This window comes from Microbacterium sp. P5_E9, from assembly GCF_054049175.1.
In genome coordinates this window covers 627,811-640,732 of sequence record NZ_JBFUMV010000002.1, presented here as the reverse complement: position 1 = coordinate 640,732, position 12,922 = coordinate 627,811, and the positions used below count along the sequence as shown (strand labels likewise).

Genomic DNA, 12,922 nt, shown 5'->3' with positions numbered 1-12,922 from the left:
GGGCGGCCACGAGCGCTACCCTGTGCACATGTCCGATCGTCCGGATCAGCTCCTCTTCACCTACGGGACGCTCCAGACCCCGGAGGTGCAGCTCGAGACGTTCGGGCGCCTGATCGACGGCGAAGACGACATCCTCCCCGGTCACACGGTCGACTACATCGAGATCGATGACCCCAGGCTGCTCGACACCTCCGGCCCGACCGTGCAGCCGATCGTCCGCGCGACCGGCAGTCCACGCGACAAGGTCACCGGCGTGGTGCTGATGGTCACCGAGGATGAGCTGGAAGCGGCCGACGAGTACGAGGACGCCCTGTACACCCGTGGCGCCGTGACCCTGGCGAGTGGCCGCGTCGCGTGGGTCTACCTGTCGGCGTGATGGCCCTCTCCCACGATCCCCTCTGGCCGCGCGCGGGCGACTGGCCGTCGTTCGATGACGTTCCAGGGCGGGTGGATGCCGCGATCCTGGGCGTTCCGGCGTGGCGCACGTCCCTGTCCCCGACCGGTGCGCACGCCACGCCCACGGCGGTCCTCGAGGCGCTGCGCCGCTTCAGCCCGACCCTGCTGGGCGCGTCGCCGGTCGATCTGAACGACGTGCTCGCGATCGTCGATGCGGGGGACGTGGTGGAGCCGGACGGGCCGGAGGGCGAGGCATCCGTCCGCTATCGAGTGGGTGAGCTGCGCGCCCGGGCGGAGTTCGTGATCGCGCTGGGTGGGGACAACTCCGCCACCTTCGCGGTGGCGCAGGGGATGGATGCCGCGGGCCTGATCACCCTGGACGCCCACTTCGATCTGCGCGACGGCATCTCGAACGGGTCGCCCGTGCGGCGTCTCGTCGAAGGCGGGCTCGATCCGCGCCGGATCGTGCAGGTCGGGATCGCCGACTTCGCCAACTCCGCGGCATACGCCAGGCGCGCCGCCGAGCTCGGGATCACGGTCATCACCCTCGACGATGTGCGTCGCCGCGGGGTCGCCGAGGTCATGGCCGAAGCGCTCGAAGTCGCGGGATCCGGTCCCGGCGCGGTGCACCTCGACATCGACGTCGACGTGTGCGACCGCGCCGTCGCGCCCGGCTGCCCCGCATCGGTGCCTGGTGGCCTCGCGGCCTGGGAGCTGCGCGCCCTCGTGCGGGGCGCGGCATCCGATCCCAGGGTGCGAAGCGCCGATATTGTCGAAGTCGACGCGACCGCGGACACGCCGGACGGACGCACCGTCCGCCTCGCCGCGCTGTGCGTGCTGGAACTCCTCGCCGGAAGGGCGGTGCTGTCATGACCGGACTCGTGCTCGTGCGCCACGCGAAGTCGGACTGGGGCGACGACTCGCTCGACGATCACGACCGCCCGCTCGGCAGCCGGGGGCTGCGCGATGCGCCGGTGATGGCCGAACGACTGCGCGACTCCGGGTTCCGCGTCGATGCGATCCTCTCGAGCACCGCCCTGCGGGCACGCACCACGGCCGCGTACTTCGCCGCAGCGCTTGGGCTCGAGGTGCAGGAGCAGGAGCGCCTGTACGGCGCCCCGGCGTCGCAGCTGCTGCGGGCGGCCGCGGAGAGCGGCGTGGGCTCGGTCATGGTCGTCGCCCACGATCCGGGCATGTCCGTGCTCGCCGGGCAGCTGTCGGGTGAGATTGCGCACATGCCGACGTGCGCCGTGGCGACCTTCACCTGGGCCGTCGACGATTGGGATGTCGCGACCGCCGTCGACCCGGACACCTGGACGTTCGACGCCCCACGCTGAGCGTCTGCGGGCGTCAGAGGGCGACGCCGTCCTTCCAGACCTTCGCCACGAGCGGGACCCCTGGGCGATAGGCGAGGTGGGTTCTGCTCGGGGCGTCGAGGAGGACGAGATCGGCGCGCATGCCCGGGGCGATCGCGCCCACATCGCTGCGGCGCAGGGCGCGCGCTCCCCCTGCCGTCGCCGCCCACACCGCCTCCGCGGTGGTCATTCCCATCTCGCGCACGGCCAGCGCCACCATGAGCGGCATGGAGCTGGTGAAACTCGACCCGGGGTTGCAGTCGCTCGCGAGAGCGACGGTGACCCCGGCATCGAGCAGCCGGCGCGCGTCGGGATACGGCTGACGGGTGGAGAACTCGACGCCGGGCAGCAGCGTCGCGACGGTGTCGGAGCCCGCCAGAGCCGCGACGTCGTCGTCGTCGAGGTAGGTGCAGTGATCGACGGATGCCGCGCGCACCGCGACCGCGAGCCGCACCCCCTTCCCCGGCCCGAGCTGGTTGCCGTGCACCCGGGGAAGGAGGCCCTGCACGATGCCCGCCGTCAGGATCCGCAGGGACTCGTCGGGCGTGAAGGCGCCGCGTTCGCAGAAGACGTCGATCCAGCGGGCATGCGGCACGCAGGCCGCGAGCATCTGGCCGCAGACGAGGTCGACGTACTCGTCGCGGCGATCCGCGAACTCGGCGGGCACGACGTGCGCGCCGAGGTAGGTGACCTCCGTGGTCACTTCGCGGGCCAGGCGGGCGAGTCGCTCCTCGTCGTGCACCGTGAGGCCGTACCCGGTCTTCACCTCGCACGTCGTCGTGCCCTGGGCGCGCAGCTCGGCCACGAGTCGGGCCAGCCGGCGGCGCAGTTCCTCGTCTGTGGCGGCGCGGGTCGCGGCGACCGTTCGCCGTATGCCGCCGGCGGCATACGGCGTGCCGGCCATCCGCGCCTCGAACTCGTCGGCACGGTCCCCCGCGAAGAGGAGGTGCGTGTGGCTGTCCACGAAACCCGGGATGACGGCCCTGCCGCCAGCATCCACTATAGCGACGCCGGTTCGAGCGGCCTCCGCCGCCGAGCCGACCCAGACGATGCGCGTGCCGTCGACGAGGATCGCGGCATCCGTCATCGTCCCGCACGGATCCCCGTCGGTCGCTGAGCCTGTCGAAGGGCCGGCGTTCGTGGTCAGCTCGCCGATGTTCGTGATCAGGGTCGCGCTCACAGCATCGGCACCTTCAGGCCGCGCTCGCGCGCGACGTCCTTGGCCCGCTCGTAGCCCGCGTCGACGTGGCGCATGACGCCGGTGCCGGGGTCGTTGGTGAGCACGCGCTCGAGCTTCTCGGCCGCGAGGGCCGTGCCGTCGGCGACCGTGACCTGTCCGGCGTGGATGCTGCGACCGATCCCGACGCCCCCACCGTGGTGGATCGACACCCACGAGGCGCCGCTCGCCGTGTTGAGCAGGGCGTTGAGGAGCGGCCAGTCGGCGATCGCGTCGGAGCCGTCGGCCATTGCCTCGGTCTCGCGGTAGGGCGAAGCGACCGATCCGGCGTCGAGGTGGTCACGGCCGATGACGATCGGCCCCGACAGCTCGCCGGACGCCACCATCTCGTTGAACTTCAGACCTGCGAGGTGCCGCTCTTTGTAGCCGAGCCAGCAGATCCGCGCGGGCAGCCCTTCGAAATGCACCTTGTCCGCCGCCTGTTCCAGCCAGCGGTGCAGCGCGGCATCCTCGGGGAAGAGCTCCTTGACCGCCCGATCCGTCTTGGCGATGTCCTCCGGGTCGCCGGAGAGGGCGACCCAGCGGAACGGTCCCTTGCCCTCGGCGAAGAGCGGACGGATGTAAGCCGGGACGAAGCCGGGGAAGGCGAACGCCCGCGCGAAGCCGCCCAGCTCCGCCTCGCGCCGGATCGAGTTTCCGTAGTCGAAGACGGCGGCCCCGGCATCCTGGAATCCCACCATCGCGGCCACCTGCTTCGCCATCGAACCCCGCGCCCGCGCGGTGAAGCCCTCGGGGTCGCGGTCTGACTCGGCGCGCCAGTCCTCGAAGGCGATGCCCACGGGAAGGTACGCGAGCGGGTCGTGCGCGCTGGTCTGATCGGTGACGATGTCGATGGGCACCCCGCGCAGCAGCAGGTCGCCGAAGACCTCGGCCGCATTGCCGACGACGCCCACCGAAAGGGCACGGCCTTCGATCTTCGCCGCGACGGCCCGAGCCACGGCGTCGTCGAGGTCGGTGGTGTACTCGTCGAGGTAGCCGTGCTCCACTCGCCGAGCCAGGCGCGACTCGTCGACGTCGACGATGAGCACGGCTCCGCCGTTCATCGTGGCGGCGAGCGGCTGCGCGCCGCCCATGCCGCCGCATCCGCCCGTCAAGGTGAGGGTGCCGGCGAGCGAGTCCCGTCCGAGCGACTTCGCCACGGCGGCGAAGGTCTCGTACGTGCCCTGGAGGATGCCCTGCGTGCCGATGTAGATCCACGATCCTGCCGTCATCTGGCCGTACATCGTGAGGCCAAGCGCCTCGAGCCTGCGGAACTCCGGCCAGGTGGCCCAGTCCCCCACCAGGTTCGAGTTGGCGATGAGCACGCGGGGCGCCCACTCGTGCGTGCGGAACACGCCGACCGGCTTGCCGGACTGCACGAGGAGCGTCTCATCGGGCTCGAGCTCATCGAGGGTGCGCACGATCGCGTCGAAGGCCGCCCAGCTGCGCGCGGCCTTGCCGGTGCCGCCGTAGACGACGAGGTCTTCGGGGTGCTCGGCGACGTCGGGGTCGAGGTTGTTCATGAGCATGCGCTTGGCGGCCTCGGCGCCCCAGCTCTTGGCGGTGCGCTGGCTGCCGCGAGCCGCACGGACGACCCTGGCGGGTTCGGTGCCGGGGCTGGTGCCCTCGGTCACTGAGCCTGTCGACGTGGTGTCAGTGGTGGTCATCTCGATGCTCCTTCGTAGGCGGCGCGTGCGACGGCACCCGAGCGGACGAGTTCGGCCACCGCCTCCATGTCGGGTGAGAGGAATCGGTCGGGTCCGGGTCCATCGACGACCGTCCGGACCAGGTCCCGCACCGCGCGGGTCGCGGGGCCGGGCTGCAGCGGCGCCCGCAGGTCGAGCGCCCGAGCGGCCGTGAGCACCTCGATCCCGAGCACGCGGGCGAGCCCGTCGACGCCGCGCCGCAGTTTGCGCGCGGCGGCCCAGCCCATCGACACGTGGTCCTCCTGCATCGCCGAAGACGGGATGGAGTCGACGGATGCCGGGACCGCGAGTCGCTTGAGCTCGGAGACGATCCCTGCCGCCGCGTACTGCGCGATCATCAGCCCGGAGTCGACGCCGACCTCGTGCGCGAGGAACGGCGGCAGGCCGTGGCTGCGCGCGGGGTCCAGGGCGCGATCGGTGCGGCGCTCCGAGATCGAGGCGACGTCCGCGAGGGCGATCGCGAGGAAGTCGAGGACGTACGCCACCGGCGCCCCGTGGAAGTTGCCGTTGGACTCCACCCGGCCGTCGTCGGTGATGACGGGGTTGTCGACCGCCGACGAAAGCTCCCGGAACGCGATAGTCCGGGCGTACTCGACGGTGTCGCGCGCTGCGCCGTGCACCTGCGGCGAGCAGCGCAGCGAATACGCATCCTGCACCCGGGTGCACACCGCGGGGTCGCGGTGGCTCGCCATGATGTCCGAGTCCGCGAGGAACGCCCGCAGGTTCGCCGCCGAGGCCGCCTGGCCGACCTGCGGCCGCAGCGCCATGAGGTCGGCGGCGAAGACGGCATCCGTCCCGAGCTGGCTCTCGATCGACATCGCTGCGGCGACGTCGGCCGTGTCGAGCAGCACCGACAGGTCGTGCAGGGCCAGCAGCAGCATCCCGAGCATGCCGTCGGTGCCGTTGATGAGGGCGAGGCCCTCCTTCTCGCGCAGTTCGAGCGGAGCGATGGATGCCGCGGCGAGCGCGTCCGCCGCCTCGACGAGCTTCCCGGTCCCTGAGCCTGTCGAAGGGGCGACGTGCACCTGCCCCTCGCCCATCGCGGCGAGCGCGACGTGCGACAGCGGCGCCAGGTCGCCCGAGCAGCCGAGCGAGCCGTATTCGCGCACGATCGGGGTGATGCCGGCGTTGAGCATCGCGGCGTAGGTCTCCACGACGATCGGGCGCACCCCGGTGTGCGCGGTCGCGAGCGTCTGCAGGCGCAGCAGCTGGAGCGCGCGCACGACTTCGCGCTCGACCTCGGCGCCGGTGCCGGCGGCATGCGAGCGGATGAGGCTCGCCTGCAGCTGGAGTCGGCGCTCGGGGGCGATGAAGGTGGTGGCGAGCGCGCCGAACCCGGTGGAGATGCCGTAATGCGGTTCGGGATCGTCGGCGAGTCCTTCGACGAGGGCCCGGGTGGCCGCGACGCGCACCATCGCGCCGGCGTCGAGTTCGACCCGCGCGTCGTGGCGGGCTACGGCGACGACGTCTTCGGGGCGCAGGGGTGCGGCGCCGACGACGACCGTGCCGAGGGCGCCCGCGGTTTCGATGAGGGTGGCCATGACCCGATTCCACACCCCGACGCTCGCGCGTGGGGGTCCTCCATGCGATCCTGTGTCTGTGATCCCAGACAACGCGCCGCGGGCGGAGGTGCGCCCACAGGTTCCGGCCGCCGACCAGACACTGCGGATCCTCTCGCTCCTCGGTCACCAGCGCGGCCCGATCGCCGCGAGTACGATCGCGGCTCAGCTCGGCATCCCCCGTTCCACGGTGTACCACCTGCTCTCAGCCCTCGAGGAGCACGGGTTCGTGGTGCACCTCCCCGCCGAGCGGCGCTGGGGGCTCGGCACCGCGGCGTTCGAGCTGGCCGGAGGCTTCGCCCGGCAGCAGCCGCTCGCGCGACTCGGCCGACCGCTCATCGCCGCGCTCGCCGACCGCGCCGGGGAGAGCGCCCATCTGGCTGTGATGAGCGGCCGGGACGTCGTCTACATCGTCGAGGAGCGCGCCCCTCGGCGCCCCGCGCTCGTGACCGACGTCGGGGTGCGGCTGCCCGCGCACCTGACCGCCACCGGCCGGGCGATGCTCGCGGCGCTGCCACGAGAGCAGGTCCGTGCGCTGTTCCCGGATGCATCGGCCTTCGCCGACCGCACCGGCCGCGGTCCGCAGCGGCCCGGCGAGCTCCGCGAGCTGCTGCGATTGACCCGGGCGCGGGGCTTCGCGTCAGAGGACGGTGAAGTCACCCTCGGACTCTGCTCGGTGGGCGTCGCGGTGCGCGACCACAGCGGCTGGCCGATCGCGGCCCTGGCCGTCACGTACGCCGAAGACGCCGAAGCGGATGCCCCGGCCCTCGCGGCGCTGGTCGCACCGGCCGCCGCAGAGCTCGCCCGCCGGATCGGCGGCGCACGGTAGACAGGCGACTCAGCGCACGACGAGCCGCGGCGTCACCAGGACGTGCGCGAGGCCCAGAGGGTGCGGCGCGATCGCACTTCCGGTCGGCCCCATGAGCAACTCCAGGGCGCCCGCAGCGACACGCTCGGGCAGCTGCTCCACACTGCTGATCCCGAGCGCCTCCGCGGCCGGGGTGTTGTCGAACCCGATCACGGGAAGCCGTGGCACGCCGGCCGCCACCGCTGCGAGGTGGACTCCGATCGCAAGCGAGTCGCTCGCGCACACGATCGCGTCGGCCTCTCGCGCGTCGAGTGCCGCCGCTGCCGCATCTCGCGCGACGCCGACATCGTCGACCGCCGTATATCGCGGGGTCGTCGACCCCGCCGCAGCCATCGCCTCCCGCCATCCGCGTTCCCGGTCATCCCCGGTTCCCGAACCGGCCGGCCAGCCGAGGAACGCCACCCGGGCACCCGCGATCGACAGGGCGTGCTCGGTGGCGGCGCGCGTCCCGGCCGCGCCGTCGACGTCGACCCAGGGGTGCAGCGGCTCCGCGACGTCATCGGCGCCCCACGGCCGCCCGAACGACACGAACGGCAGCTTCCGCTCGCTCAGCCAGCCGGTGCGCGGATCCCCGCGGAACGTCCCGGTGATGACGACCGCGTCGATCTCGGCGCTGTCGGACAGTTCCGCCAGTCGGCTGAGCTCTTCTGCGTCCGTCCGGGCCGTGTAGACGAGCATGCGCATGCCCCGCTCGCTCGCGAGCTGGGTCAGCGCGTGGATGAAGCGGTCGAGCACGACCCCGGAGATGCCGCCTGCGTATGGATCGAGATGGATGCCGATGGTCGAGCTCCGTCTGGTGCGCAGCATGCGAGCAGCAGCGTGCGGGCGGTAGCCGAGGGCCGCAATCGCGGTTTCGACGCGCTCACGGGTGGAGTCCTTGACGATCCCCGGCGTGTTGAGCACGTTGGAGACGGTCTGGCGGCTCACCCCCGCGGCCCGCGCGACGTCTTCGACGGTCGGTGATCTCGCCACGCGAATCCCTCCGTCGAGCCCCGCTGTGAACGTCCTGAACGCAATTCTAAGGCCCTGTCAACCACCTTGTTCGGTGCTGAGTGCCGTCGTAGCGTGACCGTGCGGCACGTCTTTGATCGTTCCAACTTTGCACCGCGAGCGATCACGGATGACCACGAGTCCGCCGCGGATCCGACTCATCGAAGGAGAGAGAAATGACACAGCACAAGAGGCGCGCACTTCTGGCAGCCGGCGCCGTCCTAGCCACCGCCGCACTTGCGCTCACGGGCTGCGGCGGCTCGGGGTTCGACCAGCCCGCCGACACCGCCGGCGCAGGCGACCTGACGTCATCCGACGACGCGCTCACCCTGCTGATCGGATCGAGCGGCGAGGCCGAGACGGCCGCCGTCGAAGATGCGGTCGCCGCCTGGTCGAATGACTCCGGTGTGGAAGCGACCGTCGAAGTCGCCAACGACATGAACCAGCAGCTCGCACAGGGCTTCGCAGCGGGTTCGCCGCCCGACCTGTTCTACCTGTCCCCCGACGCGATCGCCGGCTATGCCGGCAACGGATCGCTCAAGGCCTACGGTGACCAGCTCGGCAACAAGGACGACTTCTACCCCGCCCTCGTCGACAACTTCACGGTGGACGGCGACTTCTACTGCGCGCCCAAGGACTTCTCCACGCTCGCGCTCATCATCAACAACGACCTGTGGACAGCAGCCGGTCTGACCGACGCCGACCTCCCGACGACCTGGGAACAGCTGACTGATGTGAGCAAGAAGCTGACCGCCAATGGCGTGGTCGGGCTCGCGTTCGGCGGAGAGTATGCGCGCATCGGCGCGTTCATGGCCCAAGCGGGCGGCGGCCTTGTCGTCGACGGCAAGGCTGTGGCGAACAGCAAGGAGAACGTGGACGCCCTGACCTACGTCAAGGACGGCCTCAACGCCGGCAACTTCGCGTACGCGAAGGACGTCGGAGCGGGCTGGGGTGGCGAGGCCTTCGGCAAGCAGCTCGCCGCGATGGTCATCGAGGGCAACTGGATCGGCGGTGCGATGACCAACGACTACCCCGACGTCAAATACACGGTCGCCGAGCTCCCGGCCGGCCCCGGCGGACAGGGCACCCTGCAGTTCACCAACTGCTGGGGCATGGCCGCTGACAGCCCCAACCAGAAGGCCGCTCTCGACCTCGTGGAGTACCTGACCGCCACCGACCAGCAGCTCGCCTTCTCGAAGGCGTTCGGTCCGATGCCCTCGATCCAGTCTGCCGCCGAGCAGTGGAGCACCGAGAACCCCGACCTGGCGGCGTTCCTCACCGGGGCGGACTACGCGCAGTACCCGCCGACCGAGGCCGGCGCAAACGAAGTCATCGCAGACTTCAACGCGCAGCTGGAGGGCCTCAAGACCGGTGATCCCCAGGCGATCCTCGACTCGGTGCAGACGAACCTCGAGGCCGTGGTCGGCGGCTGAGATGACCGACCTGGTCAAGACCACCTCCCGCGCCGGATCCTCGGGGATCCGGCGCGGCGAGGGGGCCGCGGGGTGGCTGTTCACGGCTCCGATCATCATCATCCTGGGCGTCTTCCTCTTCATTCCCGTACTGATGGCGCTGTGGGTGAGCTTTTCCGACTGGAACGGCCGTGGCAGCCCGCTGTCTTCCAGCGTCGACTTCGTGGGATTGGCGAACTATGCCGATGTGACGACCGGCGGTGGTCTCACCGAACGCAACTTCGGGCTCTCGCTGCGCAACAACGCGTGGTACGTGGCGCTGGTGGTGCCGCTGCAGACCGCGCTGTCGCTCTTCCTCGCGGTGCTGGTGAGCCGCGCGATCCTCCGCGGACGCGGGTTCTTCCGCACCGCCTTCTACTTCCCGTCGGTGACCAGTTCCGTCGCCATCACGATCCTGTGGCTCTTCCTCTTCGCGAAATTCGGAGTCGTCAACCAAGTCCTGTCATGGATCGGCATCAACGGGCCGAACTGGTTCTTCGAACCGCGCGGCATCATCCACCTCGCAATGGGCCGAGGACCCCTCGACGGCCCGAAATGGCTGCTGACCAACCAATTCCTGGGCGTCACGTGGTGGGAGTGGATTGCGGGACCATCCGTCGCGATGAGCGCCTTCATCCTGATGGGCATCTTCACGACCAGCGGAACATTCATGCTTCTCTTCGTCGCGGCACTGCAGAGCATCGGCTCCGAGCTCGGCGAAGCAGGCATGATGGACGGCGCGAACGGGTGGCAGCGTTTCTGGTCCATCACGTTCCCCCAGCTCCGGGTCACCATCTTCACCGTGCTGACGCTGGGGCTGATCGGATGCTGGCAGGTCTTCGACCAGATCTACACCGGCACCAGAGGTGGGCCGGCCAAGACGACCCTGACCCCCGCTTACCTCTCCTATCAGGCGGCATTCGAGAATCAGAAGTGGGGGCAGGGATCGGCGATCGCCTTCATCCTGTTCCTCATCATCATCGTGTTCACGGTCTTTCAGCGCTGGGTGCTTCGCGAGCGTCCCGTCTCGAAGCGCCGCATCCGCCAGTACCAGGTGAAGGGTCAGCCGCCAGTCCAGCCGGCTGCCACCCCCGCCGTCGTGAAGGGAACGTCTCCATGACCGTCGCTCCTGTCGCCGTCGCCGACACCGCCGTCGCCGTCGTGCCGCAGCCCGCTTCCCCCAGGCGGCGCAGCCTCACCGTGAAGTCGGTCGGCGGGCAGGTGCTGCTCTACGCGATCCTGCTCGTGCTGGCGATCATCTACATCTACCCGTTCCTCGTGCAGGTGGCGACTTCTTTCAAGACGGATGCCGAGGCCACCGCCGACCCGATCTCGCTGATCCCGACCGTGTGGTCGTTCGCCGCGTACGATCTGCTTTTCTCCCGCAGCGACTTCCCGCTCTGGTTCATGAACTCCGCGATCGTCACGATCTTCGTGACCCTGGGCCGGGTGTTCTTCGTGTCGCTCGCCGGCTACGCGCTCGCGCGGCTGCACTTCCGCGGCCGGGCCTGGATCTTCGCGACCGTGGTCGCGGTGATGGCGGTGCCCGGCGTGGTGCTGCTGATCCCCAAGTTCCTGGTGCTGAACCAGATCGGCATCTACGACTCGTACGCCGGCATGATCCTGCCGCTCCTGGTGGATGCGGCCGGCATCTTCATCATGAAGAACTTCTTCGAGTCGATCCCGGTGTCGGTCGAGGAGCAGGCCCGGATCGACGGCGCGGGGGCGTTTCGGATCTTCTGGTCTGTCGTGCTCCCGATGGCGCGGCCCGCGCTCATCACGATCATCATCCTGTCGTTCCAGGGATCGTGGAACGAGCTCAACCACTTCATCGTGTCGACGCAGTCGCCCGCGCTCACCACCCTGACGAAGGGCGTCGCTTCGCTGGCGTCCGGCCAGCTGAGCCAGGGCAACCAGTTCCCGCTCAAACTGGCGGCCGCCGCCATCATGACGATCCCCGTCGCCGTGATGTTCTTCATCTTCCAGAAGCGGATCATGAACACGACGGAGGGTGCGGAAAAGGGATGACCAACCACTCCGGCGCGTCTGGCTTCGCTGCGGTCAGTCCTCGTCGACCTTCGAGACTGCGCCGGCGGTGAGCCGCACGAGCTCGTCGTAGGTGAGCGGGAAGACGGTGTGCGGGGTGCCGCCGGCGGCCCAGATCTCCGGGAAGGCCGAAAGGTCCTCATCCACGATCGTTTTCAGGGGCGCTGGGTGTCCCGTGGGCGCCACTCCTCCGATCGTCTGACCGGTCGCCGCGCGCACCTGGTCGGGGGTGGCACGCTGGATCTTCTCGCGTCCGAGTCGCCGCGCGAGCGCGGCGGTGTCGACCCGGTGGGCGCCGCTCGTCATGACCAGGAGCGGTTCGCCGTCGGACCAGAACACGAGGCTGTTCGCGATGGCTCCCACTTCGACCCCCAGCGCCGCTGCGGCGAGAGGGGCGGTGGCCGCGGCATCCGGCAGCACGACGATGTCTCCGGCGATACCGACGGCGCGAAGTGCGTCGTGAACGAGGCGGCTGCGGGCGGGGAGGTGCGGGGGCGAGTGCTCTGTCACGCGCGCCAGCCTAGCCGCGCGCCACCACCTCGCCGTGCGGCATGAGCAGCCAGCCGTCCTCGGCCGCGGCCCACTCCCGCCAGCCGTCCGCGATGCGCTCGAGACCCGCGAGATCGGTGACGCCGTGGGTCACCGTATGGCCTGTGAACGCGGACTTCAGGGCACGATCGGCCCACAGACCGCCCCACCATTCCCGCTCGGCCGGAGATTCGTACAACCACACCGACGCCGACGACACGACCTCGGTGAAACCGGCCGCGCGCGCCCACGACTTGAGCAGCCGGCCCGCGGCGGGCTCCCCTGTCACGGCGCGATGGGTGCGCAGGTACACATCGAGCCACTCGTCGAGCGCGGGCACCCGTGGGTGCCAGATGACGCCTTCGTAGTCGACGTCGCGCACCGCGACCAGTCCGCCCGGCGCGAGAACCCGACGGAACTCCCGCAGCGCGTCGACCGGACGGGCGAGATGCTGCAGCACCTGATGGGCGTGCACGACGTCGTACCCGTCCGCCGGCCGGTCGAGCGCGTACGCGTCGCCGACGAGGAACTCGACGTTGCCGATCCCGCGGTCGGCGGCGAGGGCGGCAGCCTGCGCCACCACGTCGGCTGCGGCATCCAGTCCCGTCACGTGCCCGGGTGCGACGCGCTCGGCGAGTTCCACGGTGATCGTGCCAGGGCCGGCGCCGACGTCGAGGACCGCGAGCCCCGGCCGCAGCAGCGGCGCGAGGTAGGCGGCGGAGTTGTCGACCGTCCGCCAGGTGTGCGATCGCAGCACGCTCTCGTGGTGTCCGTGGGTGTAGCGCTCAGCCATGCTCCGAGGCTAGC

Annotated in this window: 13 protein-coding genes; 7 read left to right on the top strand and 6 right to left on the bottom strand. The window is 70.3% G+C overall.

Features of this window, described 5'->3' with window-relative positions; all coding sequences use genetic code 11:
- Nucleotides 1-28: 28 nt before the first annotated feature.
- Genes ACXJ3V_RS06260 through ACXJ3V_RS06250 form a run of 3 tightly spaced genes read left to right on the top strand, consistent with a single transcriptional unit; the run spans nt 29 to nt 1,733 of the window.
- Entirely contained in the window at nt 29-376 is a 348-nt protein-coding gene (locus ACXJ3V_RS06260; RefSeq protein ID WP_457099394.1) for a gamma-glutamylcyclotransferase family protein, read from the top strand.
- On the top strand, nt 376-1,269 hold the full coding sequence (locus ACXJ3V_RS06255; protein WP_457099429.1) for an agmatinase family protein: 894 nt from the start codon (nt 376-378) through the stop codon (nt 1,267-1,269). The genes ACXJ3V_RS06260 and ACXJ3V_RS06255 overlap by 1 nt, the downstream gene beginning before the upstream one ends.
- A complete protein-coding gene (locus ACXJ3V_RS06250) occupies nt 1,266-1,733 on the top strand; it encodes a SixA phosphatase family protein (protein WP_457099393.1) in 468 nt (155 codons plus the stop codon). The genes ACXJ3V_RS06255 and ACXJ3V_RS06250 overlap by 4 nt, the downstream gene beginning before the upstream one ends.
- Before the next feature lie 13 nt (nt 1,734-1,746).
- Here ACXJ3V_RS06250 and hutI read toward each other — a convergent pair whose 3' ends face one another.
- The 3 genes from hutI to hutH are packed head-to-tail and all read right to left on the bottom strand — an operon-like array spanning nt 1,747 to nt 6,214.
- Nucleotides 1,747-2,931, bottom strand: a complete 1,185-nt coding sequence (gene hutI, locus ACXJ3V_RS06245; protein ID WP_457099392.1) for an imidazolonepropionase — start codon at nt 2,929-2,931, stop codon at nt 1,747-1,749.
- Nucleotides 2,928-4,634 (bottom strand): urocanate hydratase, encoded by a 1,707-nt coding sequence (hutU, locus tag ACXJ3V_RS06240; protein ID WP_457099391.1) that lies wholly within the window; start codon nt 4,632-4,634, stop codon nt 2,928-2,930. Before hutU ends, hutI begins: the two co-directional genes overlap by 4 nt.
- The gene (gene hutH, locus ACXJ3V_RS06235) at nt 4,631-6,214 is read right to left on the bottom strand and encodes a histidine ammonia-lyase (protein ID WP_457099390.1); all 1,584 of its coding nucleotides are present in this window, start codon (nt 6,212-6,214) and stop codon (nt 4,631-4,633) included. Before hutH ends, hutU begins: the two co-directional genes overlap by 4 nt.
- A gap of 52 nt (nt 6,215-6,266) precedes the next feature.
- Between hutH and ACXJ3V_RS06230 the strand changes: the two genes are divergently transcribed.
- The gene (locus ACXJ3V_RS06230) at nt 6,267-7,061 is read left to right on the top strand and encodes an IclR family transcriptional regulator (RefSeq protein ID WP_457099389.1); all 795 of its coding nucleotides are present in this window, start codon (nt 6,267-6,269) and stop codon (nt 7,059-7,061) included.
- A gap of 9 nt (nt 7,062-7,070) precedes the next feature.
- On the opposite strand, the gene ACXJ3V_RS06225 is transcribed toward ACXJ3V_RS06230, so the two are convergent.
- Complete coding sequence (locus ACXJ3V_RS06225) at nt 7,071-8,072, bottom strand: LacI family DNA-binding transcriptional regulator (RefSeq protein ID WP_457099388.1); 1,002 nt, start codon at nt 8,070-8,072, stop codon at nt 7,071-7,073.
- 194 nt (nt 8,073-8,266) lie between these two features.
- Here ACXJ3V_RS06225 and ACXJ3V_RS06220 point away from each other — a divergent pair, with 194 nt between their 5' ends.
- The 3 genes from ACXJ3V_RS06220 to ACXJ3V_RS06210 are packed head-to-tail and all read left to right on the top strand — an operon-like array spanning nt 8,267 to nt 11,569.
- Complete coding sequence (locus ACXJ3V_RS06220) at nt 8,267-9,523, top strand: sugar ABC transporter substrate-binding protein (RefSeq protein ID WP_457099387.1); 1,257 nt, start codon at nt 8,267-8,269, stop codon at nt 9,521-9,523.
- A gap of 1 nt (nt 9,524) precedes the next feature.
- Nucleotides 9,525-10,661 carry a carbohydrate ABC transporter permease gene (locus ACXJ3V_RS06215; protein ID WP_457099386.1) on the top strand — a complete coding sequence of 379 codons (1,137 nt, stop codon included), beginning with the start codon at nt 9,525-9,527 and terminating at the stop codon, nt 10,659-10,661.
- Complete coding sequence (locus ACXJ3V_RS06210) at nt 10,658-11,569, top strand: carbohydrate ABC transporter permease (RefSeq protein ID WP_457099385.1); 912 nt, start codon at nt 10,658-10,660, stop codon at nt 11,567-11,569. Before ACXJ3V_RS06215 ends, ACXJ3V_RS06210 begins: the two co-directional genes overlap by 4 nt.
- Nucleotides 11,570-11,602: 33 nt before the next feature.
- On the opposite strand, the gene ACXJ3V_RS06205 is transcribed toward ACXJ3V_RS06210, so the two are convergent.
- Both ACXJ3V_RS06205 and ACXJ3V_RS06200 read right to left on the bottom strand, forming a co-directional pair.
- Nucleotides 11,603-12,097, bottom strand: coding sequence for a YbaK/EbsC family protein (locus tag ACXJ3V_RS06205; RefSeq protein WP_457099384.1), 495 nt, complete (start codon nt 12,095-12,097; stop codon nt 11,603-11,605).
- Nucleotides 12,098-12,107: 10 nt separating this feature from the next.
- Nucleotides 12,108-12,908, bottom strand: coding sequence for a methyltransferase domain-containing protein (locus ACXJ3V_RS06200; protein WP_457099383.1), 801 nt, complete (start codon nt 12,906-12,908; stop codon nt 12,108-12,110).
- Nucleotides 12,909-12,922: the final 14 nt, after the last annotated feature.